Raw genomic sequence first — 22,910 nt, 5'->3', positions numbered from 1 at the left:
TTCTATGCGATTGGCCGCGATGGGTTGCTGCACAGCCTGCTGGGCACCACCCATCGCGTACACCAGAGCCCGCACATGGGCTCGGCCTTGCAGAGCCTGATCGCAGCAGTGGTGGTGCTGATTTTTGCCGCCATGGATGCCGATCCGATCCTGCAACTGTTCGCCTGGCTGTCCAACCTGGCGACGCTGTGCGTCATCCTGCTGATGGCGCTGACGTCGGTGGCGGTGTGCGTGTACTTCCAGCGTCATCCCGAACTGAACGTCGGGCTCTGGCGTGGGCGTATCCTCCCCGTTTTCTCCAGCCTGGCCCTGGTGTCGGTGCTGGTGCTGGCGGTGGTGCACTTCGACGTGCTGACCGGGGCCAGCAAGCTCCTGTCCTATGGCCTGTGCGCGATCATCCCCGTGGCCCTGATCATCGGGGTTTACCTCGCCGCACGCTTGCGCAAACTCTCGCCGCAGCGCTTCCACGCGTTGGGCAGCCACAAGCTCTGAGCCACACCCGATCATCCAGATAAAACCGGCCTGCCGTCCTTCGGCCAGGCCCGCCAGCGTGTGAAAGGAAGGTTGCAAATGCACAACTACAAGATGCTTATCAACGGGGCCCTGGTGGCCGGTGAGCAGGGGCGGTTCGAAGTGGTCAACCCGGCCACCGGGGCGGTGTTCGCCCACTGCCCGGCAGGTTCTTTGGGGCAACTCGACCAGGCGGTGGAGGCCGCGCAGGTGGCGTTCAAAAGCTGGCGCCACAGCAGCCACGCCGACCGCAGCGCACGCCTGCTGGCGATTGCGGCGGATATCGAACGGGAGGCCGATGCACTGGCCCGGCTGATCGTGCAGGAACAAGGCAAACCGCTGGAACTGGCGTTTTCCGAAGTCATGGGCGCGGCCGCCTGGACCCGCTACGCGGCGGGGCAAGACATTGCCGTGGAGCTGGTGGAAGACACCCCCACCCAACGCATCGAGTTGCACCGCAAACCCTTGGGCATAGTGGCCTCGATCACGCCGTGGAACTGGCCGTTCATGATCGCCGTGTGGCACATCATGCCGGCATTGCGGGCCGGTAATTGCGTGATCAGCAAACCGTCGAGCCTGACGCCGCTGAGCACCCTGGGCCTGGTCGACATCATCGCCCGCCATGTGCCCCACGGCGTGATCAATTGCGTGACGGGCGAGCAAGGCTTCGGCAGCGCGATCACGGCGCATCCAGGCATCCAGAAGATTGTCTTCACCGGCTCCACCGCCACCGGGCAAAGCGTGATGCGCGGCGCTGCCAGTAACCTCAAGCGCCTGACCCTGGAGCTGGGCGGCAACGACGCGGCGATCATCCTGCCGGGCACGCCGGTGCAAGAGGTGGCCGAGGCGATCTTCCAGGCGGCGTTTCTCAACATGGGGCAGACCTGCGCCGCCCTCAAGCGCCTGTATATCCACGAGTCGCAATACCAAGCCTTCGCCGAGGCGCTGACGCAGATCGCGGCGCGCCAGGTGGTGGGGGACGGCCTGGAGGCCGGGGTCACCTTCGGTCCAGTGCAGAACCTGGAACAGCTGGCGCTGGTGGAAGCCCTGGTCGACGACGCACGGGCCAACGGCGGGCGGGTGCTGTGCGGCGGCGCACGCCTGGATCACCCCGGTTTTTTCTACCCGCCCACCCTGGTGGCCGACGTCACCGACGGTCAGCGCCTGGTCGACGAAGAACAGTTCGGCCCCGTGCTACCGCTGATCGCCTACCGCGACGTGGAAGACGTGCTGCGGCGCGCCAATGCCGGTGACATGGGCCTGGGCGGCTCGGTGTGGGGGCCGGATGTCGAACAGGCCCAGCTCCTGGCCAGCCGCCTGGAGAGTGGGGTGGCGTGGGTCAACTGTCATGCGCAGATCCAGCCGAACACGCCGTTTGGCGGCAGCAAGATGTCCGGGTTTGGCGTCGAGTTCGGCCTGGAAGGCCTGCTGGAGTTCACCGGTCAGCAATTGCTGTTTGTTCGCAAGCCAGCACAAGGAGCCTGAGCCATGCACCCTCCACTTATCGGCCCCGCGCTGGCGTGCACCCTGGTGCTTTGCGCCTTCCCGTCCGCGCATGCCTATGAGCTGTACAGCGATGACAGTCGTCACCTCAACGCCGACATGACCGCGGTGTTCGGGCAATTCAACAGCCGCAAGAACTACGACGGCACTCCCGGCGGTTCTACCTGGCGCGAGGGTTTTATCAAGTATGGCTTGAGTGGCGACCAGGCCCTCGCCGGCAACGGCACCGCGTACGGTGCCTTTGCACTGCTCAGTTCCGCTACCTGGGGCGATGGCGACCCGGCAGGCAACACCCTGGGCACCGAGCGCACCACCAAGATTGAAGACGCGTACCTCGGCTGGCGGTCCGACGATCTGTTCCCGGCGCTGGGCAAGAACGGCGTGGATATTTCCGCTGGGCGCCAGGTGGTCAAGCTGGGTCGTGGGTTCCTGATCAACGATGACGGGCCGAACCTGGGCAAGGGCCCCGCCGATGGCAAGCTGAACCGCGGGGGGGCGTTCTACCTGGCGGCGCGGCATGCGTTCGACCAGACCGCGTATGTGCGCCTGGGTGGGCAGGACGGCCTGCATGGCAGCCTGCTGTGGTTGAAGTCCGACAACCGCGCCCAGGCCGAAACCGAACTGGCCGCCGGTACGCTGGACTACACCGCCCAGCCGGGGACGATCGGGCTGACCTGGATCCACGGCATCAACGTGAACGATCAATGGGCCAGTGACTTCCAGCGCCAGCGCAAGGGCATGAATGTCTACAGCGTGCGCGGTGAGGGCGATGCGGGCGTCAAGAACGTCAGCCTGGCATTCGAGTACGCCTGGCAGGACAAGGACGCCGGCCCGCAAAACGCCTGGTACGGCGAGGCAGGCTACACTTTTGCCGATAGCGCCTGGTCGCCCAAACTCACGTACCGTTATGCGCGCTACTCACAGAAGTGGGACTCGTTGTTCACCGGCCAGAGCCTGGGGTACGGCACCTGGCTGCAAGGCGAAGTCGCCAGCAACTACTCGGGGCCGTTCAACAGCAATACACGGGTCCAGCATGTCGGGTTGAAGGCGACCCCGCTGGAAACCCTGACCCTGGGCGCGCTGTTCTTCGATTTCGACACCGTGCGCAAGCGCGATGCAATCAACCTCACTGCCCGGGAACTGGACCTGTATGCCGAATGGGCGGTCAACCCGCACCTGATCGTCACCCCGCTGGTTGGCCTGTACAAGCCCGAGAAGGACGCGACCACGGGCGGTAATCAGGTGGGGGGCAATGGCACCAATGTGTACAGCCAGGTGACCGTGGCCGTGCCGTTCTGAGCATGGCTGGGTACGGCGTTGGGATACCTATGCCGTTCTGGTGGTAGGCGGGTTGCGCATGTTGTCGGCGATCCGTCGCGTGGTGTCCATGACCATCTCTATCACGGTTTCCTGGCGCAGCAGCTTGAAGCTTTGCGTGCTGCCGACGGCCGACAGGCTGCCGACCACTTCGTCCAGGTCGGTCTGGATGATGGGCGCGGCGATACCGGTCAGGCCCAGGTTGAGCTCATCGTGGGTCAGGCAGTAGCCGTCCTTGCGGATCTTTTTCGCGGCCTTGTTGAACCCCGCCCAGTCGTAGGGGCTGGCGGGGTCGTTGGCCAGGTGCTCGTCGAACAGGCGTTGCAGGCGACGGCCTTTCTGGTAGGCGATCAACACCTTCGACTGCGCGCCGCGAAAGAACGGCAACGGTTGCCCACGCCCGAACGCAAAGTGATAGGTGTCGGTGGGCTCGGCGATGTAGGTGTTGATGATGCGCCCGTCATAAAACACGCTGGCAAACACCGCCAGGCCCGTTTGCGCGGATAACTCGTGCATCAGCTCGCGCCCGGCGAGCAGGATCGGGTCGTACTGGCGCATCTTCCAGTCCAGCTCGATCACCCGTGGGCCCAGGCCATAGCTGCCAGCATCCACGCGGGTCAGCAGGCCGGCATCGCACAAGTCCTTGACGTAGCGGTACACGGTGGCCCGTGACAGGCCCATGCGCTCGGCGATGGTGTCGGGGTCGATCTTCAATGTCTGTGGGCCGAACAGGTCCAGGACGCTCAGCAATTTGCTCAGGCTGCTCATTTCGTTCCTAAAAAGGGGAGGGGCACGTGCTGCGTTCCGCTGGCGCAACACTACCGCAGTGAAAGAAAAACGCAATCTTTTGTGCTTTTGAGGTCGCCAAAAAATCACATAAATCTCACTAAATGAGACAAATCAAAATAAAATGCTTGTTGATTGAATTTTTGTGTGTGATAAATCTCATCACTGCAAACGCTCAAGCAAGAGGGCTGAAAATGAATGGTGCGCAACTGATAGTGAATGCGGCTGCGGCAAGCGGTATCGAGTACTGCTTCGCCAACCCCGGAACCACCGAAATTCCATTGGTGGCGGCGATGGCCAGCGCACCTGCACTCAAGCCGGTGTTGTCGTTGTTTGAAGGGGTCTGCACCGGCGCGGCGGACGGCTATGGCCGGATTGCCGGCAAACCGGCCATGACCCTGACCCATCTGGGGCCCGGGTTCGCCAACGGCATCGCCAACCTGCACAACGCACGGCGCGCCAACACTCCCATCGTCAACGTGATCGGCGATCACGCCTCCTGGCACGTCAACTACGACCCGCCGCTGGCCAGTGACATCCAGGCCCTGGCAGGCGCGGTCTCCGGCTGGGTGCGCACCTCGCGCACGGCGTCGGGGGTGGGCGAGGATCTGCAGGAAGCCATGCGCGCGGCCTGGCAGGCCAAGGGGCAGATCGCCAGTTTGATCCTGCCCATGGACCTGCAAGCCCATGCCGTGACCCACAGCGGTGTATTCGCCCCGATCCGCCCGCCGGTCCGGCGCTTTGCCGGCGACCGCATCGAGAACGTGGCCAAGGCCCTGCGTGACGGCCTGCGCCTGGTGTTTATCGTCGGCGACGAAGGCTTGTCGGTTGCCGGCCTGGAAGCGGCGGGGCGCCTGGCGCAACTGCCGGGCGTGCGTCTGTTCGCCGAGACCTTTCCACGCCTGAGCTACCGTGGCGGTGGCCTGCCGGACCTGGACCGCCTGCCGTACTTCCCGGAAGTGGCGATTGAAATCCTCGAACAATACGACCTGGTGGTGTGCGCCGGCGTGCCGGAGCCCATCAGCTACTTCGGCTACGAAGGCATCCCGTCGCGCCTGGCCGAACGTGAGCGCCTGCTGGCGTTGGCCGATGTCGGTGACGATGTGGCCGGCGCGCTGACGGCATTGGCCGACGCCCTGGATGCACCCGCTTATGTGCCGACGCCCCAGGGCATCGAACTGCCGCCCGGTCACGCCGAGCTGACCCCACAGTCGGTGGGCCAGTTGCTGGCTGCCGCCCTGCCGGACGACAGCATTGTCTCCGTCGAAGGCGGCACCTGCGGCTATCCGTTCTTCACCGCTTCGGCCCGCGCCGCTCGGCACCGGGTACTGACCAACACCGGTGGCGCGATCGGCCAGGGTATCCCGGTGGGCTTCGGCGCCGCCCTGGCCGAGCGCGGCAACCGCGTGTACTGCCTGCAATCGGACGGCAGTGCCCAGTACACCATTCAAACCCTGTGGAGCATTGCCCGCGAGCAACTGCCAGTGGTGATCCTGATTGCCGCCAACCACCGCTACGCGATTCTGCAGAACGAGTTGCGTCGTTTCGGCATGACCGAACTGGGACCCGAAGCCCTGAAGCTGACGGTGCTCGACAGCCCGCGCATTGACTGGAAAGCCCTGGCCAAAGGCTACGGCGTGCCAGCCAGCACGGTGCACACCAATGCCGAACTGCAACGGGCGCTGGCCAATGCAAATGCCGACGGCGGGCCTTGCCTGATCGAAATGGCGCTGTGAAGGAGTCGACCATGAAGCTGTTTGAAGTACTACCCGCCGTCCAGGCTTTTCTGTCCCAGCCGGGACGCCTGTTTATCGGTGGCAGTTGGCAGGATGCTGCCGATGGCCGCCGTTTTGCGGTGGAAAACCCGGCCACCGAAGACACCCTGACCGAAGTGGCCCAGGGCGGTGCACGGGACGTGGACGCCGCCGTCGCCGCCGCACGTTCGGCGTTCAACGGCGCCTGGTCGTTGCAGTCACCGGCCCAGCGCGGCCTGCTGCTGTTCCGCCTGGCGGACCTGTTGGACCAGCACCGCGAAGAACTGGCGCAGCTGATCACCCTGGAAAACGGCAAGCCGATTGCTGCGGCGCGCGGTGAAGCGGCCAGCGCCGCCACCATCCTGCGCTACTTCGCCGGCTGGCCGACCAAGATCGAAGGCAGCACCTTGCCCGTTTCACCGGCCAGCGGCGCGCCGATGCTCAACTACACCCTGCGTGAACCGGTGGGGGTCTGCGCGCTGATCGTGCCGTGGAACTTCCCGCTGAACATGTGCGTGTGGAAGCTCGGCCCGGCGCTGGCCACCGGTTGCGTCGCGGTGCTCAAGCCTGCCGAACAAACGCCGCTGGTTGCGATCCGCCTGGTGCAGTTGATCGAGGCGGCGGGGTTCCCGGCCGGCGTGGTCAACCTGGTCACCGGCCTTGGCGCCGAAACCGGTGCGCCGCTGGCGGAGCATCCCGATGTGGACAAGATCGCCTTTACCGGCTCGACCCAGGTCGGCCGGCTGATCGCGCAAGCGGCCACGCGCAACATGAAAAAGGTCTCGCTGGAACTGGGCGGCAAGTCGCCGAACATCATCCTGCCCGACGCCGATATCGTGCGCGCCGCCAAAGGCGCCGCCGATGGCATTTTCTACAACCAGGGCCAGGTGTGCACCGCCGCTTCGCGGTTGTACGTGCACGCCAGCGTGCTGGACCAGGTCCTCGAAGAACTCGAACGGCACGCCGCCGCCCATGTCCTCGGCAATGGCCTGGACCCGGCCAGCAGCATGGGCCCGCTGGTTTCCGGGCGCCAGCTGGCGACGGTCAAGGGCTACCTGCAACGCGGCCAGGAAGAGGGCGCCGAACTGATCTGCGGTGGCGGGCGTCCGGCCCACCTGGAGCGTGGCCACTTCATTGCGCCCAGTGTGTTCCTAGATCGCGCCGAGGCGGCCTGCGTCGCCCGCGAAGAAATCTTCGGCCCGGTGCTGACGGTAATGAGCTGGACCGAAATCGATGACCTGGTGCTGCGCGCCAACGATTCGCCCTATGGCCTTGCGGCCGGCCTGTGGACCCGCGACCTGCGCTCGGCGCACCGCGTGGCGGCGCAACTCAAGGCGGGCTCGGTGTGGGTCAACTGCTGGAACGTGGTCGATGCGGCCTCGCCATTCGGCGGCTACAAGCAATCCGGCTGGGGCCGGGAAATGGGTAAGAACGTGATCGATGCCTACACCGAGACCAAAAGCGTGTTTGTCGATCTGGCCTGAACTGAATAATCACACGAGGTAATTGTTATGGATCTGGAATTGAAAGGCCGCGTGGCCATCGTTACCGGTGGCGGCATGGGCATCGGCAAGGAAGTCGCACGTTTTCTCTCCGAAGAAGGCTGCAAGGTGGTGATCTGCGCGCGCCGCATGGCGTTCCTGCAACTGGCCGCCGAAGAGATCAGCGCCCAGACCGGCAACGAAGTGCTGCCGCTGTTCTGCGACACCAATGAGATGTCCGCCGTGTCGGAAATGGTCGAAGCCGCCTACAAGCACTTCGGCCGCATCGACATCCTGGTCAACGGTGCCGCTGCGCCGTCTGGCGTAGTGCGCAATGACATCGAACACGCCGGTGACGATGAGCTGCTGTCGGACCTCAACACCAAAGTGATCGGCTACTTCCGTTGCGCCAAGGCCGTGACCCCGCACATGAAGGCCGCCGGCTTCGGTCGCATCATCAACATCGGTGGCCTCACCGGACGCAGTAGCAAGGTGCTGTCGGGCATGCGCAACCTGGCCATCGCCCACATGACCAAGACTCTGTCCGACCAGCTTGGCCCCTCGGGCATCACGGTCAACCTGATTCACCCAGGCGTTGTGGATACCCCGCATATCCAGGAGCTGTATGACCGCGAAGCAGTCAAGCAAGGCAAGACCGCGGAGCAGGTCGAGCAGGCTTACATCGACGCGACGCCGATTCGCCGCACCCTCGCTCCGATTGAAATGGGCTGGCTGATTGGTTTCCTGGCGTCGCCCAAGGCCGGCGCGGTGACCGGCGAGTCCATCGGCATCGACGGCGGTTTGACCCGTGGTATCTATATCTGAGGAGCATCTGTGATGAGTAACGGAACCCTTTTGGTGGCCACCGTCGGGCAAGCGGTGATCCGCAGTGCCGACGATGGCCGTACCTGGCATCGCCTGGGCCTGGGGCAGGACCTGGAATTCGATGCGATCACTCGCTCACTGAGCCTGCACCCCGACGCGCCCGAGGTGATTTATGCCGGCACCGACGTGGGCTTGTGCGTCAGCCGTGACACCGGCGGCCATTGGCAGCGCGTCGATTCGCCGTTCAACGGGCAGACCGTGTGGAAAGTCGCGGTGGACCCACGGAACGCACAACGGATTTTCGTCGGCACCGGTGCACCTTCCCGCGCTGTGTTGTGGCGCACCCTGGACGGTGGGCTGAGCTGGGATCGGGCACCGGTGGAAATTCCGGAGTTTTGCGACGGCGTCAGTCGCCCACGCCTGCTGGCGTTTGCCTACGACCCGACCGACCCCGACCAACTGTGGTTCGGCCTTGAAGAGGGTGGGTTGTTCCACTCCCGCGACGGCGGCGACAGCTGGACCCGCGTCGATGACCGCCTGTTGTGGGAGTTCAACTCGGACGTGCACAACATCCTGGTACTGCCCAACCATGGCCAGAAAGTCATCGTGGTGGTCTGCGTCAACGCGGTCTACCGCAGCCTGGACGAAGGGCTGACCTGGACCGGCATCATCGGCCGCGAAGCCTTCGGCCTGTATTACATCCGCGCCATGAACGCGCCGTTGGGCTCGCAAAGCGACCTGTACCTGAGCATTTCCGATGGCACGCCGGGCACCACCAGCAAGATCCTGGTGTCCCGCGATGCGGCGCTCAGCTGGGAAGTGCTGCCGCTTTCCCAGCAGCCCAATTCCTGCGTGTGGGCGATTGCCTTCAACCCGGCCAACCCCCGGCAGATCGTGGCGGGCACCAAGTACGGGCATCTGTTCACCTCCGACAACGGCGGCGACGGCTGGCAGAAACAGTGGCGCGACTTCAGCGAGATCGCCGATGTGCTGTGGACGCCGGCCGTGGCGCAGATCAAGGCCGGGCATCAATCCATCGTCAAGAAGCACTGAGGTATATCGCCATGAAAGTCGAGATCCTGCGTACTCACTTATCGCTCTGGGTCAGTGACCCGGACGTGTCGGCGCGCTGGTACGCCGACATTCTGGGCATGCACGAAAGTGCCCGGGGCGAGAGCTGGGTCATGATGGCGTTTGGCGGCAAGCACCACGACATCGCCTTGATCCGCGCCGACCCTGGCGCCCATCAGGGTGGGCTGGGGTTGCAACACTACGGCCTGGAAATCGACGGAGACATGACCACCCTGCGCCAGCTCTACGGCATGTTGCTGGGCAAGGGTGTCGAGGTGGTCAAGATCACCGACCACGAAATCGGCCATGGCGTGTACTTCAACGACCCCGACGGCAACCGCATGGAATTCTTCCTCGAGACCGAGCATGACGATGCGCGCGGCAAGGCCCGGTTCAAGGCCGCTGGCGCACCGAGCCGACATTTCAACCTGGACCCACTGGACCCACTTTGAGGCAACCCCGATGAAAACCGCGAATTTTGCTAGCTATCACATCCGCAAATGGTACAGCTTTGTCGAAGAAACCCTGGCCAACGAAACCGGCCAACTGGCCGATGGCGAGCCACTGTTCAAATATGCGATTGCCGCCGTGATCGCCAACCCTTATGCCGGTCGCTACAGCGAGTCGCTCGCCGAACTGGTCGACCCTTCGCCGCTGCTGGGCGAAGAGTTTGGCCGGCGCATCCAGGCATTGGCCGGTGCCCGTGAGATTGTCAGCTATGGCAAGGCGATCCTGGTGGGCAGCGAGGGCGAGTACGAGCACGGTAACGCATTCCTGACCAACCCGGCAGCCGACCCGATCCGCGTCGCGCTGGGCGGCGGCAAATCCTGGGTACCGTCCACCGGCAAGCGTGGCGGGCCGGGGTCGACCATCGACGTACCGCTGGCGCACAAGGATGCCCTGTACGTCCGTTCCCACTACGACAGCATATCGCTGATGTTTGGCGACGGGCCGGCGCCCGACGAGGTCGTGATCATCTGGGCCTTCGCCACGCGTGGACGCTTGCATGCGCGCCTGGGCGGCCTGCAGGCTAAGGACGTCAAAGGCCTGGATGGGCTGCACTGACAGCAGGCGTGCGCCTTGAGCTGTACCGGATTACAACCACAACAAGAAAGCGGTGATGAGCGATGAAGCAGGAGAAGACCCAAGTTGTCATTGTCGGCGGCGGTCCCAATGGGATCACGGCCGCACACTATATGGGGATGTACGGTGTCGACTGCGTCGTCCTTGAACTGGCTGATTGCATCCTGCCTTACCCGCGTGCGGTGGGCATGGACGATGAAGCGCTGCGGGTGTTGCAGGGCATCGGCGTTGCCGAACTGGCCGCGCGGGACATGATCTGCGACGTGCCGTTGCGCTATTACAACGCACGTGGCGTGTGTTTCGCCGAGGTCAAGCCGAGCACTGCCCACTACGGCTGGCCGATGCGCAACATCTTCATGCAGCAGTTACTTGAAGGCACGCTGCGCGAAAACCTGGGGCAGCGTACCTGTGTGGAGTTGCGCCAGGGCCATGAAATGCTTGAACTGGAGCAGGACGGCGAGGGTGTGACCTTGCAGGTGCGCAATGCCCAGGGCGAGATCTATGAGCTGCGCGCCGACTATGTGATCGGCGCCGATGGCGGGCGCTCCACCGTACGCAAAAAGGTCGGTGTTGAACTGCTGGGGCTGACCCATCCGCGCAAATGGGTGGTGGTCGACACCGCCAATGACACCCTGGATGCCCCCTACACCGCACTGCATGCCGACCCGCAGCGCCCGTTCGTGTGCATCTACCTGCCTTACCAGCAGCGGCGTTGGGAGTTCATGCTGATGGAAGGCGAAGATGAGGCGAAGATGTGCGAAGAAAGCACCATCCGTGACCTGATCCGTGGGCATATCGGCGACGCCGTCGACCAGTTGAACATCATCCGCATCCGCGCCTACACCCACCACTCCCGGGTGGCGGCACGCTTTGTCCAAGGGCGTGTGGCGCTGGTGGGGGATGCCGCGCATATCTCGCCACCCTGGGCCGGGCAGGGCCTCAATTCAGGTTTGCGCGACGTGGCCAACGTGGTCTGGAAACTCGCGGCAATAATCCAGGGGCGTGCGTCCCATGGGATCCTCGCAAGCTACGACCAGGAGCGCCGTGGGCATGCCACCGAGTTGGTGGCACTGGCCGACAATATGGGCACCGTATTGGGCTTGACCAACCCGTTGATGGCCGGCGTGCGCGACTGGTTGTTCCAGGCAGTGAACAGCGTCGACAACCTGCGCTCGCACCTGTTGGAGTTCAAGTTCAAACCCAAGGCCACCATCACCAAGGGCCTGGTCTATCACGAACGTGCCGAACTGCGTGAGGACGACCTGGTCGGCCAGCTGTTTGTGCAGCCCTATATCGAAGACGCCAAGGGTCAGCGTCGGCGCCTGGATGACGTGTTGGGGCATTCCTATGCGGTGTTGGGTTACCGGGTCAACCCGCGCGAGCAACTCAGTGACGAGATGGCGACATTCTGGGCGCGCTGGGACACACGCTTCATCCAGGTCAATCGTTCGCGCAGCGGCCTGGGCCGTCACCAGCCGTTGACGGCGATGGACGCCATCAGCGTGGAAGACGTGGATAACCGCCTGGGCGAGTGGTTCTCCAAGGTGCGCGATTGCATCGTAGTGGTGCGGCCGGACCGTTTTGTCGCCGCGATCACCACGCCCGAGCGACTGGATGGGGTACTGCGCAAACTGGCGGAGCAACTGTCATGAGCCACAACAACGAACTGCTCAACCGCTTGCACCAGGCCACCCTGACCCGGCAGGCCCTGCCGCCGCTGCCCGCCGAGACGCTGGACCCGTATTCCGGTTACGCGCTGCAACGCCTGGGGCTGGACGCCCGCCTGGCGGCCGGCGAGCGCCTGAGCGGGTGGAAGATCGCCTTCGCCGGCAGCGCCGCGCAACAGCGTTTTGGCCTCGATCAGCCGGTGTACGGCGCGTTGACCGAGAACATGAGCGTCAAGCCGGGCACGGCGGTGGCCCTGTCACGGTTGATCCAGCCCAAGCTGGAGATTGAAGTGGCGGTGGTCATCGGGCGCACCCTGGCGCCCGGTGACTACAGCGACCATGACATCCTGGCGGCCATCCGTGACGTCGCGCCTGCCTTCGAAATCGCCGACTGCCGCTGGCAAGCCTGGACCTTTGGCGCCGGCGCGTTCCTGGCCGACAACGCCGCGGCGGGGCTTTATTGCATCGGGCCACGGACGCCGTTTGATCCAGCCCTGCACCTCAATGCAACCTACCGCCTGGAGTGCGCCGGTGCGCTGTACGGCGACGGCAATACCCTGGAGCGCGAAGACACACCGCTGGCCAACCTGTGCTGGCTGATCCGGCGCCTGCTGGCCGACGGTCAACCGGTGGAGGCGGGACAGGTCGTGCTGTCCGGGGCGTTGCTGGCGCCCATGAGCATCCAGCCGACCACCTATCGCCTGCAGATGTTTGGCACGGAACTGGCTTTGGTTTTCACCGCTGACACCGTGCCGGTGTAAACCCACGTGCGGTCAAGGATGACAGCGTCCCTTTCAGGTCGATGAAGACACCAGACCACCGAGGAACGACAACCATGCTCGCTGAAGCGCGAACCTTCAATGACCCTCAACAACACGCCGGGTCTATCCACGGCTGGCGCCAAGTGTATGACCAGCTTGGCCGTGGTTGCCTGACGAGTGAGCTGCGGCAATTGTCCGCCGATCGCTTCCAGGTGTTCCAGGAGGTGTTGGACAAACGCGTGGTCCAGCGCGGTTTCGCCCCGAAAGGGCGGCTGTGCGCAGCCATGTCGCTGGGCCCCGCGCCGGTGGTGCAAGGCCAACAGGTAGGCACCCACAGCGTGGTGCTGTTGCGCGATGGCGAGGAGTTTGTGTTGCATGCGCCCGAGGGCACGCACTTTTTTGCGTTCAATATCGACGCGGTGCGCTTCGCCAAACTGGCGGCCTTCGAATTGTCCAACGAGCAGCTCAAGCGGCTGAAGACCACTTCTCAGTTGAGCGTGGACGATGCGTTACTCTTGCGCATTCGCCAGCGTATCCATCCCCTGTTCTGTCACCTGGTGGAACAGTCCGAGGCGGTCAGCCCAGCGGCTGAAAAAATGCTTGAAGACGAATTGCTCAACGCCTTCCTCGATCTGTTCAGCAACGCCACCGATGAGGTGCGTTGCCGGCGTGGCAATGTCACTGTCAGTGCTTACCTGGTCAAGCGTTGCCAGGAGTTGATCGACGCCAGTGGCGACACGCCCCTGAGCATTCTTGATCTGTGCGAACACCTGCGGGTGAGCCGGCGCACCCTGCAGAACAGTTTCCAGGCCGTGACCGGCATGCGCCCGGTCGAATACTTGCGCAACCTGCGTCTGAATGCCGTGCGCCGCCGCTTGAACAGCACCTCTGCCTGCTCCCAGAACGTTGGCGAAATTGCCGTGGCGATGGGCTTTTTTCATCTGAGCCATTTTGCCGGGCATTACCGGGAACTGTTTGGCGAGTCACCCTCCGAAACCCTCAGGGCGACCCGCTAGGGCGCCCATTCTCAGGCGTAGCTGATCCGCTCGGCGTAGGCGTTCTGCAGCATTTTGCGCTGGTAGTCGCAGGGCGTGGTGCTGACCAGTTGCTTGAAGTCGCGCAGGAAGTGCGACTGGTCGGCAAAACCCAGGTCGAGCGCCAACGCCGAGAACGACACGTCCCGGCAGGTATTGAGGGTGTCCAGGGCGGCCTGGCAGCGGATGATCCGGCAAAAGGCCTTGGGCGACATGCCGGTGTCCTGGCTGAACTGGCGGTGCAGCGTGCGGCTGGTGTAACCGCTGAGGTCTTCAAGCTGGTGGATGCGAATAGACCCGCGATGCCGCATGGCTTGTTGAATGACCAGGGCGGTCAGCGGTGATGCCTTGCCCATCAGGCGGGGTGCAAGATAGTCATTGAACAGGCGCATTTGCTCGCTCAACTGCGGCGCCTGCACGATGTTGTCGAAGATGCGCCGGGCAAACGTCGAAACCTCCAGCAAGTCGAGCTCCCGCTCGGTCAATTCTTCCGCCAGCACATTGATGAAACCGGGAATGACGCCGGGTGAAAAACGCACGCCGAAGTAATGGTGGTTCGGGTTCAATTCGACCGCCTTGGCGGCGAGCGGCGTCCCGCAGATCTTGGCGCTCGGACGCACGGCATCACAGTCGAAGACGATGTCCACGCACCCGTCCGGAACGGCCAGTACCTGAGTCGATTGAGCCGCATCGAACGCATAGAAGTGCGAGATCGCCGGGTGGTCGGAGGGCATGACCGAATACCGTGACGAATTGAGAACGAACCAGGGTTGTTCGTTTGCCGTGTGGTGCCGTGGAGTCGAGATCATAGGTGCACTGTCGAGAGGCTCAGAGGCGCGATTTTTCACGCAGGATTCGCGCCAACTCTGGCGGTAACACAAGGCCTGGCGTGTCCGAAAACTACAATACGACCCGGCTCCGTGCCCTCGATACTCGACCTCGACAGCGTGGCGCTGCGCCTACCGCAGCGGTATCACCTTCGACCCGAGAATAACTATGTCTACGACTACAAAAATCGACTTTATCTACCTCTCCGAGCCGGACATGATCCGCGCGGGCGTGACCGACATGCTGGCGTGCGTGAATACCATGGAAGAGATGTTCAGCCTGCTGTACGCCGGCGACTACCGCATGGCCGGGCCGAACAATGATTCCCATGGTGCGATGGTGATTTTCCCCAAGGATTCGCCGTTCCCGAACATGCCCAAGCCCACGGCCGACCGGCGCATGATGGCCATGCCGGCCTACCTGGGCGGCAGCTTCTGCACCGCTGGCGTGAAGTGGTACGGCTCCAATATCGCCAACCGCGAAAAGGGTCTGCCGCGCTCGATCCTGATGTTCACCCTGAATGATCCCGACACCGGTGCGCCGTTGGCACACATGTCGGCCAACCTGCTGTCGGCGTATCGCACCGGGGCCATTCCCGGTGTGGGCGCACGCCACCTGGCGCGCAAGGACTCGAAAGTCGTGGGCCTGCTGGGGCCGGGCGTGATGGGCAAGACCACCTTGGCGGCGTTCATCGCGGTCTGCCCGCACATCGATACGCTGAAAATCAAAGGCCGTGGCCAGAAGAGCCTGACCGATTTTATTGCGTGGGTTGAAGCGACCTATCCGCAAATCACCACGATAAAGGTGGTGGACACCCTGGAAGAGGTGGTCCGCGATTCGGACCTTGTTACTTATTGTAGCTCCGGCGAAACGGGCGACCCCTCGAACTACCCAATTGTGCGGCGTGAATGGGTCAAGCCGGGCGCATTTCTGGCGATGCCGGCGGCCTGCTCGCTCGATGAAGGCATGGAGCAGGCGGACGTGCGCAAGGTGCTGGATAACACCGGTCTTTACCAGGCCTGGTTTGAAGAGTTGCCCAAGCCTGCGCATCACTGCGTGCCGGTGATTGGCGTGCGCTTCATGGACATGATTGCCGAAGGCACCTTGCGCCTGGAAGACGTCGAGGACATCGGCAAGATCATCGCCGGCGCCGCCCCTGGCCGCAGGACCGATGAGGAAATCATCATCATGTCGGTCGGCGGCATGCCCGTGGAAGACGTGGCCTGGGGCACGGTGGTGTACCGCAATGCGATCAGGCGAGGCATCGGCGTCAGCCTGAACCTGTGGGAAACCCCGGTACTGCGTTAAGTCACTCAACCCCTATTCTGACGAGGCATTCGACATGACAAACATCATCAAGCTCAAGACCGGCTCGCCGTTCGAAGACCAGGCCAGCTATTCGCGCCTGGTGGTCGTCGACAACTGGATCTACGTGTCCAACACCGCAGGTCGCAACCCACAGACCAAACTGATCCCGGAAGACGTCCTGGAGCAGGCCCACCAGGTCTTCGCCAACATCGAAACCGCCCTGGCGGCGGTGGATGCAAGCCTGGCCGATGTGGTGTGTTCGCGGGTGTTCATCCAGGACCCCAAGGACGTGCCGGCGGTGATGGGCCTGATCGGCGAGAAGTTTCGCGGCGTCGACCCGGCCAGCACCGTCACGTGCCCGCCACTGGGGTCGACGGTCTACAAGGTGGAGCTGGAAGTGACGGCCTATCGCAACGCATCCAAGGCGCAGGTCGAAGTCATTCGTCTGTCGCAGTGACCGCCAGCGGTTGCTCCTATTTGCCCATCAGCGAGTCTTGATCATGGCACCGACTATTGCGCCCGTGAACACATCCGCCGCGTTTCCTGCCGCCACCAGCGTTGTCATCATTGGTGGCGGGATTATTGGCTTGACGGCGGCATTGACCCTGGCCGAACGCAACATCGCGGTGGTGGTGCTGGAAAAAGGCCGCATCGCCGCCGAGCAGTCGTCGCGCAACCTGGGCTGGGTACGCAAGACCAGCCGCCACGCCGCCGATATTCCCCTGGCCCTCGCGGCCGACCGGTTATGGGCCAAGATGCCCGAGCGGGTTGGCGCGGATGTCGGCTATCGTCAGGAAGGCATTATGTTTGTCGGTCGCACCCCGGCGCAGATGGCGATGCATGAAGGCTGGCTCAAGTCCGTGGAGCATCTGTCCCTGGATTCACGGTTGCTCAGCAAGCGTGAGATCGATGGGTTGGTGCCCGGCGGCGTGGGCGATTGGGCGGGTGGCATCTTCACGCCGTCTGACGCACGCGCCGAACCGACCCTGGCCAGCAGCGCCATCGCCAAGGCGGCCATGGCGCTGGGCGTGGTGATTGTCGAGCAGTGTGCGGTGCGTACGCTGCAAATGTCTGCCGGGGCCGTGAGTGGCGTGGTCACCGAGCGAGGTGAAATCCGCTGCGACCACGTATTGCTGGCGGGAGGCATGTGGTCGCGGCGCTTCCTGGGTAACCTGGGGGTGTCGTTGCCGACCCTGCCGTTGACCTGCTCGGTACTGCGCACCCACCCCATGGAAGGGCCGACGCAGATTGCCGTCGGCGCACCGGACTTTTCGTTCCGCAAGCACAAGGACGGCGGTTTCATCGTCACCCAGCGCGGCAAGCTGGACGCCTTCCTGACCCTTGATCACCTGTTGCTCGCCAAGCAGTACATGCCGCAGTTCCGGGCGCAGCGTCATGTGCTCGATGTATCGCTGGGCAAGCCGTTCCTGCACGACCTGAAGCTTGCACGGCGTTGGCACTCCAGCAGTGTGAGCCCGTTCGAGCGCGTCCGGGTGCAGGACCCTCCGGCCAACCCACGGCTGAACGGCGATGCGATGAACAACCTCATCGCCGCCTGGCCGGTGTTCGAGCAGGCGCGCATCGCCCAGGCCTGGGCCGGTACGATTGATGTCACGCCGGATTCGAACCCGGTGATCGGGCCGGTTGCGCAGATCCCCGGGCTGACCGTGGCCACGGGTTTCTCCGGGCATGGCTTCGGTACGTCGCCCGCAGCGGGTCATCTCGCGGCAGACCTGGTCAGCGGGCATACACCGATCATCGACCCAAGCCCTTATCGCTTCGATCGTTTCTAGAGGAACACACCGATGCTTGCTGACAGCTGTTTCTTCACCAACCGTTGCGGCCTGCGCCTGCATTTCTTGCGTTGGGGCAAGCCGGGTGGCGTGCCGCTGGTGCTGCTGCATGGTTTGCGCGCTTATGCGCAAACCTGGGATTCGCTGGTGCAGTCCCTGGGCGCAGGCTATTGCATCTATGCCCTGGACCAACGCGGGCGGGGCCTGAGTGATTGGGCCGCGCCCGACACCTACCACACGCAGTCCTATGTCGAAGACCTCGCTGACTTCGTCGCCCATGTGGGCTTGCAGCGGTTTGTCTTGCTGGGGCATTCATTGGGCGGCGCCAACGCCCTTGAATATGCGCGGCAGCACCCTGGTCGGCTGATGGGGCTGATGATTGAAGACATCGGCCCCGGTTCTTCAAGCCAGGGCGATGGCGCTGCGCGTATCCGCCGCGAGATGAGCCAGACACCGTTGCAGTTCGAGAACTGGGAGCTGGCCCGTGCCTTCTGGCAGGCGTCACGCCCCGGTCTGTCGGAGCAGGGCCTGAACTCCAGGCTGGCGCATTCGATGAAAGAAAACGACGCAGGGATCACCTGGCGCCATGATCAGCAGGGGATTGCCCAGGCGCGCCTGAGCATCGAGCCGACGGATTTGTGGCCGGCGGTGCGTGCATTGGATTGCTCGACCCTGTTTATTCGCGGCGGCCGCTCGGACTTCCTGCCGGCAGCAACGTTGGAAGCAATGACCGCGAGCAACCCGCATATTCGGACCGTGGAGGTGGCCGACGCGAGTCACTATGTGCATGACGACCAGGGCGAGGTGTTCAACGCATTGGTTTGGGCATTCCTCAGGGAACTTGCGCCTGAGTGTTCCTAGGGAACTCGTTGGCCGCGTTGATCTTCAAGGCTGCTTGCTGCCGAATGCCCGGGGCCTGGCCTGCTACCTCAGGCTGCCGGCCTCACCCGGAAGGCCAGGAACACCGGGCCGCCTGGAAACGTGCTGAGCTCCAGCTCATCCAGGGGGCTCAGCGTGCGTGTACGGCTTCCCGCATTACTGTAGAGCGTGTGGTCGCCCGATGCGACGATGTTGATCTTGCCTGCCGCCGCCTGGATCAACGTGGCCCTGAACCCTTCCGTCACATCATCACCCAGCGTCAGGGTCACGTCCGTGTTGCTCAGGACCAGAATCGACTTGCCTGAATCCGCCATGCTCAGGGCCCTGCTGCCGGTGATCGAGATATTGGTGTGTACATGGCCCCCGGCGTGATAACTGACCATCCTGGGGTCGGCGAAGACACGGGCGAAGGCCCCGACGTAGTTGACGCTGGCACGCATGTCATCGAACTGTTCCACGACGTAGGTGCCGATGCTGCCGGTATTCGCTGTGTCGGCGTCCATTGCCCATTTGCGTCCTACCATCAGCCCTATCTGGGTATTGGCGCCTACGCCCGCACGCACCTCTTCGAGAAACAGCGTGCCGATCTGGCCACCCCCATTCCCCTGGACGTAGGTCAGCCGTGCAATGGAGTGGCTGTCACCGGTGGGGCTGCCCCGGGAGGTATCGACCCGATAGTCGACACAATCCGCCGAGACGATGGTGTTCGTCGTGTTGGCGTCAGGCGCCCAGGTGAAATCCAGTGCTCGACCGGTCTTAGCCTGCTCGAATGAGGTGGTCGGCTGTGCGGTGGTGGTAGAACCTGCCTGCTTCAAATCTTCATTCATGGTGCTCATCCTCAACTACGTTTCTGTATGTATGTACAGTAGTCTGGATTTTTTCTTTGTGCGGTTTTACCGACGAACTGCACGCAGGGAAGGGGGCGTGTAAAGTGACCGGCATTTCCCAGGCAAAGGTGACCCCCGGATGGCTCAATCGGCAAAACCGCGAGGCAAGAACCAGGACACGGGCTGGCGAGGCTCGGTCGATGTGTGGCTGGACGCCGCCTACGCGGCGTTGAAAGAGTCCGGCATCGACGCCGTGCGCGTGCTGCCGCTGGCCAAGCAGTTGGGCTTGTCGCGTACCAGTTTCTATTGGTTTTTCGAGGACCGCGAGCAACTGCTCGCCGCCTTGCTGGCGCGCTGGCGCGACAAGAACACCGGCAACCTGGTGTTCCAGTGCGAGCGTTACGCCGAAAGCATTTCCGAGGCGATTCTCAACGTCTTTGAATGCTGGCTGAACCCGGAGCTGTTCGACTCGCAGTTCGAATTTGCCGTGCGCAGTTGGGCCATGCAGTCGGCAGAAGTCAGCGCGGAAATTGCGCTGGCCGATGACACCCGTATCAACGCCCTGACCGGCATGTTCCGGCGCTTTGGCTACGATGACGAGGCCGCCGATGTGCGCGCGCGGACCATCTACCTGACGCAGATCGGCTACATCTCGATGAACACCAGCGAGGACGTGGTGGTGCGCTTCCGGCGCATTCCCCAGTACGTCAGCGTGTTCACCGGCAAGGCCTTGAAGCGGCGCGAACTGGACCGCTTCTTTGGGGCGTTTGGCTACGCCGAGACCGCACCTGGGGTGTTTGAGCCGCTTTAGAGATCCTTGACCAGCCGCAGCGCGTCGTAGATCGCCGCATGGGTGTTGCGTGCGGCCACTGCATCGCCGATGCGGAACAGTTGGAAGCGGCCCTCGGGGTTGGTCACCAGGTGCTGCGCGTTGCCGGCGATCAAGTCGTGCTGCTCGACCGCGCCGCCGTTGCTGGAATGCCCCCGCAGGTCGAAGTACAGGTCATCCAGGGGCAGGGTGCCGTGGTTGACCACCACCTGGTCCACCACCCGCTGCTTGTGCACCGCGCCGTAGTCACTGCCGAAAGTGACCAGCAGCCGACCGTCGCGTTTCTCCACCGTTTCGACCCGATAGGTCACGGTAAAGGTCACGTCCAGGTCCTGCAGGCTGCGCATGTAGGGCACCAGGTTCATGGCCATGACTTCCGGCGCGAACGAGCGGTCCGGCGTGACGATTTCCACGCTGGCACCACTCTGCGCAATCACCTCGGCCGCTTGCAGGGCGGCGTGGTCACCGGCGTCGTCGAAGATCAGCACATGGCGCCCCGGCTTGACGTCGCCGGAAATGATGTCCCAGGTCGACACCACCAACTCATTGCCCTGGGCCAGCACCTCGGTATGCGGCAGGCCGCCGGTCGCCACGATCACCACATCCGGCTCCAGCGCCAGCACGGCCTCGGCCTCGGCCCAGGTGTTGAAGTGGAACTTGACACCCAGGCGTTCGCACTGGCTCATGCGCCAGTCGATGATGCCGATCATTTCGCGGCGCCGCTCGCTCAGGGCGGTCAGGCGGATCTGCCCACCGGGCCGGTCCGCCGCTTCCAGCACCGTCACATCATGCCCGCGCTCACCGGCGACCCGCGCCGCTTCCAGCCCGGCAGGTCCCGTGCCGACAATCAGCACTTTGCGCGGCACCGCTGCCTTGGGAATGTCATGGGGCATGCTGGTTTCGCGACCGGTGGCGGGGTTGTGGATGCAGTACGCCGCACCGCCCTGGTAGATGCGGTCCAGGCAGTAATTGGCGCCGACGCAGGGCCGAATGTCTTCTTCACGCCGCTCGATGATCTTGCGCACGATATGCGGGTCGGTCATATGGGCGCGGGTCATGCCGACCATGTCCACCTTGCCTGATGCGATGGCGTAGCGCGCCGTGGCGACATCGGGGATTTTTGCCGCATGGAAGGTGGGGAACCCGGTAGACGCACGGATCTCACCGGCAAACTCCAGGTGCGGCGAGTTGCGCATGCCCTGGATCGGGATCACATCGGTGAGGCCCGCATCCGTATCGATATGCCCGCGCACCACGTTGAGGAAGTCCACCAGGCCGCTGTCCTTGAGCAGGTGCGACACCTGCAAACCTTCGCTGGCATTGAACCCGCCCGGCAGCGCCTCGTCGCCGGTGTAGCGCACGCCCAGCAGGAAGTCTTCACCGACCCGCTGGCGAATGCCGCGCAGGACATCGAAGGTAAAGCGCATGCGGTTTTCCAGCGGGCCGCCGTACGGGCCATCCAACGCGTTGGTGAGCGGCGACCAGAATTGGTCCATCAAATGCCCGTAGGCTTGCAGCTCCAGGCCATCCAGCCCGGCGGCCTGCATGCGCTCGGCCGCGTCGACGTAGTCTTTGATGATTCGCTCGATGTCCCAGTCTTCCAGCTTCTTCGGGAAGGAACGGTGCGAGGCCTCGCGCCGGTGTGAAGGCGACACCACTGGCAGCCAGTCGGCCTTGTCCCAGCGTGTGCGACGGCCCAGGTGCGTCAACTGGATCATCACCGCCGCGCCATGTTCGTGGCACTCGTCGGTCAAATCCTTCAGCCAGCCGACCACTTCATCCTTGTACGCCAGCACATTGTTGAACACCGGCGGGCTGTCCCGCGACACCGCGGCGGAGCCTGCGGTCATGGTCAAGGCCACGCCAGCCTTGGCGCGTTCGACGTGGTAGGCGCGGTACAGCGCCTGCGGCATGCCGTCCACCGGGTAGGCCGGTTCGTGGGCCGTGGTCATGATCCGATTGCGCAGGGTCAGGTGCTTGATCTTATAGGGCTGCAGCAGGGGATCGCTGGACATCAGAGTGTGCTCCGTCGTGGGCATCATCAGGCTTGGCGATTTGAAATTAGGATAAATGTACATGTGCGTCAATAAATCTCGACATGAATGTACATTTTAATTTCGACCTGCCGATGCTCTCCAAATGATGCAGGCGCGCGGGAGCACGGTGGACAACACGCGGTTTGAGGAAATGTTCAGGTTGTAGTGAGCGGGCTTGTGGTGCTGAGTGGACGTGCTGTGGTGAGCAGGCTCAGCAGCAGCGACCACGGGCTGTATTCAATAAATCGCGCACGGCATCGGTGCGCAACAGCAGGGTCATCTGCGCCTCGTCGATCACGATTTCCGCGATGATCAACGCGCAGATCAGCGGCGCGGTCACGAACCAATGGCACCAGCATTGAGTCGCCAGCGACACGGCTACGCCGATAATCCACAGCGCCAATACCCATTTGGGCGCGCGCTGTTGCAACGGCACCCAGTAACGCTGCAGCCGTTTCAGCCGGGCAGTGTGCAGTTTCAACGACTCTTCAAGGGGTGATAAGGACGAATTCATTTCTCACGCTCGCTGAGCTATCCGGGCGCGGCTGGGAAAGGGGTTGCCCAGCCACGACAAGTTGATGCATTCAACTTCGATCCAGTGCCCGTTTCCGGGCAGTG

Annotated in this window: 21 protein-coding genes and 1 pseudogene; 17 read left to right on the top strand and 5 right to left on the bottom strand. The window is 63.4% G+C overall.

What is annotated here, in order from left to right:
• The 3 genes and pseudogenes from BM017_RS16145 to BM017_RS16135 form a co-directional block, all read left to right on the top strand.
• A pseudogene (locus tag BM017_RS16145) lies at positions 1-492 on the top strand (APC family permease); the annotation flags it as partial.
• A gap of 78 nt (positions 493-570) precedes the next feature.
• A complete protein-coding gene (locus BM017_RS16140) occupies positions 571-1,995 on the top strand; it encodes an aldehyde dehydrogenase family protein (RefSeq protein WP_092246172.1) in 1,425 nt (474 codons plus the stop codon).
• A 3-nt stretch (positions 1,996-1,998) separates the two neighbouring features.
• Positions 1,999-3,312, top strand: a complete 1,314-nt coding sequence (locus BM017_RS16135) for an alginate export family protein (RefSeq protein WP_170856090.1) — start codon at positions 1,999-2,001, stop codon at positions 3,310-3,312.
• Positions 3,313-3,339: 27 nt separating this feature from the next.
• Here the strand turns inward: BM017_RS16135 and BM017_RS16130 are convergent, their stop codons facing one another.
• Complete coding sequence (locus BM017_RS16130) at positions 3,340-4,098, bottom strand: IclR family transcriptional regulator (RefSeq protein WP_071491536.1); 759 nt, start codon at positions 4,096-4,098, stop codon at positions 3,340-3,342.
• Between the two features lie 212 nt (positions 4,099-4,310).
• Here BM017_RS16130 and BM017_RS16125 point away from each other — a divergent pair, with 212 nt between their 5' ends.
• From BM017_RS16125 to BM017_RS16085, 9 genes are all read left to right on the top strand, one after another.
• Complete coding sequence (locus BM017_RS16125; protein ID WP_092246169.1) at positions 4,311-5,852, top strand: acetolactate synthase large subunit; 1,542 nt, start codon at positions 4,311-4,313, stop codon at positions 5,850-5,852.
• 11 nt (positions 5,853-5,863) lie between these two features.
• A complete protein-coding gene (locus BM017_RS16120) occupies positions 5,864-7,354 on the top strand; it encodes an aldehyde dehydrogenase family protein (RefSeq protein ID WP_092246166.1) in 1,491 nt (496 codons plus the stop codon).
• A gap of 27 nt (positions 7,355-7,381) precedes the next feature.
• The gene (locus tag BM017_RS16115) at positions 7,382-8,176 is read left to right on the top strand and encodes an SDR family NAD(P)-dependent oxidoreductase (RefSeq protein ID WP_071491533.1); all 795 of its coding nucleotides are present in this window, start codon (positions 7,382-7,384) and stop codon (positions 8,174-8,176) included.
• A gap of 12 nt (positions 8,177-8,188) precedes the next feature.
• Positions 8,189-9,229, top strand: coding sequence for a beta propeller repeat protein (locus BM017_RS16110; RefSeq protein ID WP_071491532.1), 1,041 nt, complete (start codon positions 8,189-8,191; stop codon positions 9,227-9,229).
• An 11-nt stretch (positions 9,230-9,240) separates the two neighbouring features.
• Positions 9,241-9,699 carry a VOC family protein gene (locus BM017_RS16105; RefSeq protein WP_071491531.1) on the top strand — a complete coding sequence of 153 codons (459 nt, stop codon included), beginning with the start codon at positions 9,241-9,243 and terminating at the stop codon, positions 9,697-9,699.
• 10 nt (positions 9,700-9,709) lie between these two features.
• Positions 9,710-10,312 (top strand): amino acid synthesis family protein, encoded by a 603-nt coding sequence (locus BM017_RS16100; RefSeq protein WP_071491530.1) that lies wholly within the window; start codon positions 9,710-9,712, stop codon positions 10,310-10,312.
• Between the two features lie 62 nt (positions 10,313-10,374).
• A complete protein-coding gene (locus BM017_RS16095; RefSeq protein WP_092246163.1) occupies positions 10,375-11,982 on the top strand; it encodes a bifunctional 3-(3-hydroxy-phenyl)propionate/3-hydroxycinnamic acid hydroxylase in 1,608 nt (535 codons plus the stop codon).
• Entirely contained in the window at positions 11,979-12,758 is a 780-nt protein-coding gene (locus BM017_RS16090; protein ID WP_092246160.1) for a 2-keto-4-pentenoate hydratase, read from the top strand. Before BM017_RS16095 ends, BM017_RS16090 begins: the two co-directional genes overlap by 4 nt.
• A 74-nt stretch (positions 12,759-12,832) precedes the next feature.
• Positions 12,833-13,774 carry a helix-turn-helix domain-containing protein gene (locus BM017_RS16085; RefSeq protein ID WP_092246157.1) on the top strand — a complete coding sequence of 314 codons (942 nt, stop codon included), beginning with the start codon at positions 12,833-12,835 and terminating at the stop codon, positions 13,772-13,774.
• A gap of 11 nt (positions 13,775-13,785) precedes the next feature.
• On the opposite strand, the gene BM017_RS16080 is transcribed toward BM017_RS16085, so the two are convergent.
• Positions 13,786-14,601: a helix-turn-helix domain-containing protein gene (locus BM017_RS16080; RefSeq protein ID WP_071491526.1), complete on the bottom strand. Its 816-nt coding sequence runs from the start codon at positions 14,599-14,601 to the stop codon at positions 13,786-13,788.
• 187 nt (positions 14,602-14,788) lie between these two features.
• Between BM017_RS16080 and BM017_RS16075 the strand changes: the two genes are divergently transcribed.
• Genes BM017_RS16075 through BM017_RS16060 form a run of 4 tightly spaced genes read left to right on the top strand, consistent with a single transcriptional unit; the run spans position 14,789 to position 18,582 of the window.
• Positions 14,789-15,928, top strand: coding sequence for an ornithine cyclodeaminase family protein (locus tag BM017_RS16075; RefSeq protein WP_092246154.1), 1,140 nt, complete (start codon positions 14,789-14,791; stop codon positions 15,926-15,928).
• A gap of 34 nt (positions 15,929-15,962) precedes the next feature.
• Complete coding sequence (locus tag BM017_RS16070; RefSeq protein ID WP_092246152.1) at positions 15,963-16,385, top strand: RidA family protein; 423 nt, start codon at positions 15,963-15,965, stop codon at positions 16,383-16,385.
• 43 nt (positions 16,386-16,428) lie between these two features.
• The gene (locus tag BM017_RS16065; protein WP_092246149.1) at positions 16,429-17,721 is read left to right on the top strand and encodes an NAD(P)/FAD-dependent oxidoreductase; all 1,293 of its coding nucleotides are present in this window, start codon (positions 16,429-16,431) and stop codon (positions 17,719-17,721) included.
• Between the two features lie 12 nt (positions 17,722-17,733).
• Positions 17,734-18,582, top strand: coding sequence for an alpha/beta fold hydrolase (locus BM017_RS16060; protein ID WP_092246147.1), 849 nt, complete (start codon positions 17,734-17,736; stop codon positions 18,580-18,582).
• A gap of 68 nt (positions 18,583-18,650) precedes the next feature.
• On the opposite strand, the gene BM017_RS16055 is transcribed toward BM017_RS16060, so the two are convergent.
• Entirely contained in the window at positions 18,651-19,427 is a 777-nt protein-coding gene (locus BM017_RS16055) for a hypothetical protein (protein ID WP_170856089.1), read from the bottom strand.
• Between the two features lie 139 nt (positions 19,428-19,566).
• On the opposite strand from BM017_RS16055, the gene BM017_RS16050 reads away from it, so the two are divergent.
• Complete coding sequence (locus tag BM017_RS16050) at positions 19,567-20,238, top strand: TetR/AcrR family transcriptional regulator (RefSeq protein ID WP_092246141.1); 672 nt, start codon at positions 19,567-19,569, stop codon at positions 20,236-20,238.
• Here BM017_RS16050 and BM017_RS16045 read toward each other — a convergent pair.
• Both BM017_RS16045 and BM017_RS16040 read right to left on the bottom strand, forming a co-directional pair.
• On the bottom strand, positions 20,235-22,271 hold the full coding sequence (locus BM017_RS16045) for an NADH:flavin oxidoreductase (RefSeq protein ID WP_092246138.1): 2,037 nt from the start codon (positions 22,269-22,271) through the stop codon (positions 20,235-20,237). The genes BM017_RS16050 and BM017_RS16045 overlap by 4 nt on opposite strands.
• Positions 22,272-22,503: 232 nt before the next feature.
• Positions 22,504-22,806, bottom strand: coding sequence for a hypothetical protein (locus BM017_RS16040; RefSeq protein WP_092246136.1), 303 nt, complete (start codon positions 22,804-22,806; stop codon positions 22,504-22,506).
• Positions 22,807-22,910 lie beyond the last annotated feature (104 nt).

It is taken from the genome of Pseudomonas sp. NFPP04 (assembly GCF_900113815.1).
Taxonomy (GTDB): Bacteria; Pseudomonadota; Gammaproteobacteria; order Pseudomonadales; family Pseudomonadaceae; genus Aquipseudomonas; species Aquipseudomonas extremorientalis.
The sequence above is the reverse complement of the archived record's forward strand: the minus strand, read 5'-3'. Positions and strand labels throughout refer to the sequence as shown.

What these genes read in the sequence shown, in the direction of transcription:
- BM017_RS16140 (WP_092246172.1), top strand. Translation starts at nt 571, where the DNA reads ATGCACAACTACAAGATGCTTATCAACGGGGCCCTGGTGGCCGGTGAG.
- BM017_RS16135 (WP_170856090.1), top strand. Translation starts at nt 1,999, where the DNA reads ATGCACCCTCCACTTATCGGCCCCGCGCTGGCGTGCACCCTGGTGCTT.
- BM017_RS16130 (WP_071491536.1), bottom strand. Translation starts at nt 4,098, where the DNA reads ATGAGCAGCCTGAGCAAATTGCTGAGCGTCCTGGACCTGTTCGGCCCA.
- BM017_RS16125 (WP_092246169.1), top strand. Translation starts at nt 4,311, where the DNA reads ATGAATGGTGCGCAACTGATAGTGAATGCGGCTGCGGCAAGCGGTATC.
- BM017_RS16120 (WP_092246166.1), top strand. Translation starts at nt 5,864, where the DNA reads ATGAAGCTGTTTGAAGTACTACCCGCCGTCCAGGCTTTTCTGTCCCAG.
- BM017_RS16115 (WP_071491533.1), top strand. Translation starts at nt 7,382, where the DNA reads ATGGATCTGGAATTGAAAGGCCGCGTGGCCATCGTTACCGGTGGCGGC.
- BM017_RS16110 (WP_071491532.1), top strand. Translation starts at nt 8,189, where the DNA reads ATGAGTAACGGAACCCTTTTGGTGGCCACCGTCGGGCAAGCGGTGATC.
- BM017_RS16105 (WP_071491531.1), top strand. Translation starts at nt 9,241, where the DNA reads ATGAAAGTCGAGATCCTGCGTACTCACTTATCGCTCTGGGTCAGTGAC.
- BM017_RS16100 (WP_071491530.1), top strand. Translation starts at nt 9,710, where the DNA reads ATGAAAACCGCGAATTTTGCTAGCTATCACATCCGCAAATGGTACAGC.
- BM017_RS16095 (WP_092246163.1), top strand. Translation starts at nt 10,375, where the DNA reads ATGAAGCAGGAGAAGACCCAAGTTGTCATTGTCGGCGGCGGTCCCAAT.
- BM017_RS16090 (WP_092246160.1), top strand. Translation starts at nt 11,979, where the DNA reads ATGAGCCACAACAACGAACTGCTCAACCGCTTGCACCAGGCCACCCTG.
- BM017_RS16085 (WP_092246157.1), top strand. Translation starts at nt 12,833, where the DNA reads ATGCTCGCTGAAGCGCGAACCTTCAATGACCCTCAACAACACGCCGGG.
- BM017_RS16080 (WP_071491526.1), bottom strand. Translation starts at nt 14,601, where the DNA reads ATGATCTCGACTCCACGGCACCACACGGCAAACGAACAACCCTGGTTC.
- BM017_RS16075 (WP_092246154.1), top strand. Translation starts at nt 14,789, where the DNA reads ATGTCTACGACTACAAAAATCGACTTTATCTACCTCTCCGAGCCGGAC.
- BM017_RS16070 (WP_092246152.1), top strand. Translation starts at nt 15,963, where the DNA reads ATGACAAACATCATCAAGCTCAAGACCGGCTCGCCGTTCGAAGACCAG.
- BM017_RS16065 (WP_092246149.1), top strand. Translation starts at nt 16,429, where the DNA reads ATGGCACCGACTATTGCGCCCGTGAACACATCCGCCGCGTTTCCTGCC.
- BM017_RS16060 (WP_092246147.1), top strand. Translation starts at nt 17,734, where the DNA reads ATGCTTGCTGACAGCTGTTTCTTCACCAACCGTTGCGGCCTGCGCCTG.
- BM017_RS16055 (WP_170856089.1), bottom strand. Translation starts at nt 19,427, where the DNA reads ATGAATGAAGATTTGAAGCAGGCAGGTTCTACCACCACCGCACAGCCG.
- BM017_RS16050 (WP_092246141.1), top strand. Translation starts at nt 19,567, where the DNA reads ATGGCTCAATCGGCAAAACCGCGAGGCAAGAACCAGGACACGGGCTGG.
- BM017_RS16045 (WP_092246138.1), bottom strand. Translation starts at nt 22,271, where the DNA reads ATGTCCAGCGATCCCCTGCTGCAGCCCTATAAGATCAAGCACCTGACC.
- BM017_RS16040 (WP_092246136.1), bottom strand. Translation starts at nt 22,806, where the DNA reads ATGAATTCGTCCTTATCACCCCTTGAAGAGTCGTTGAAACTGCACACT.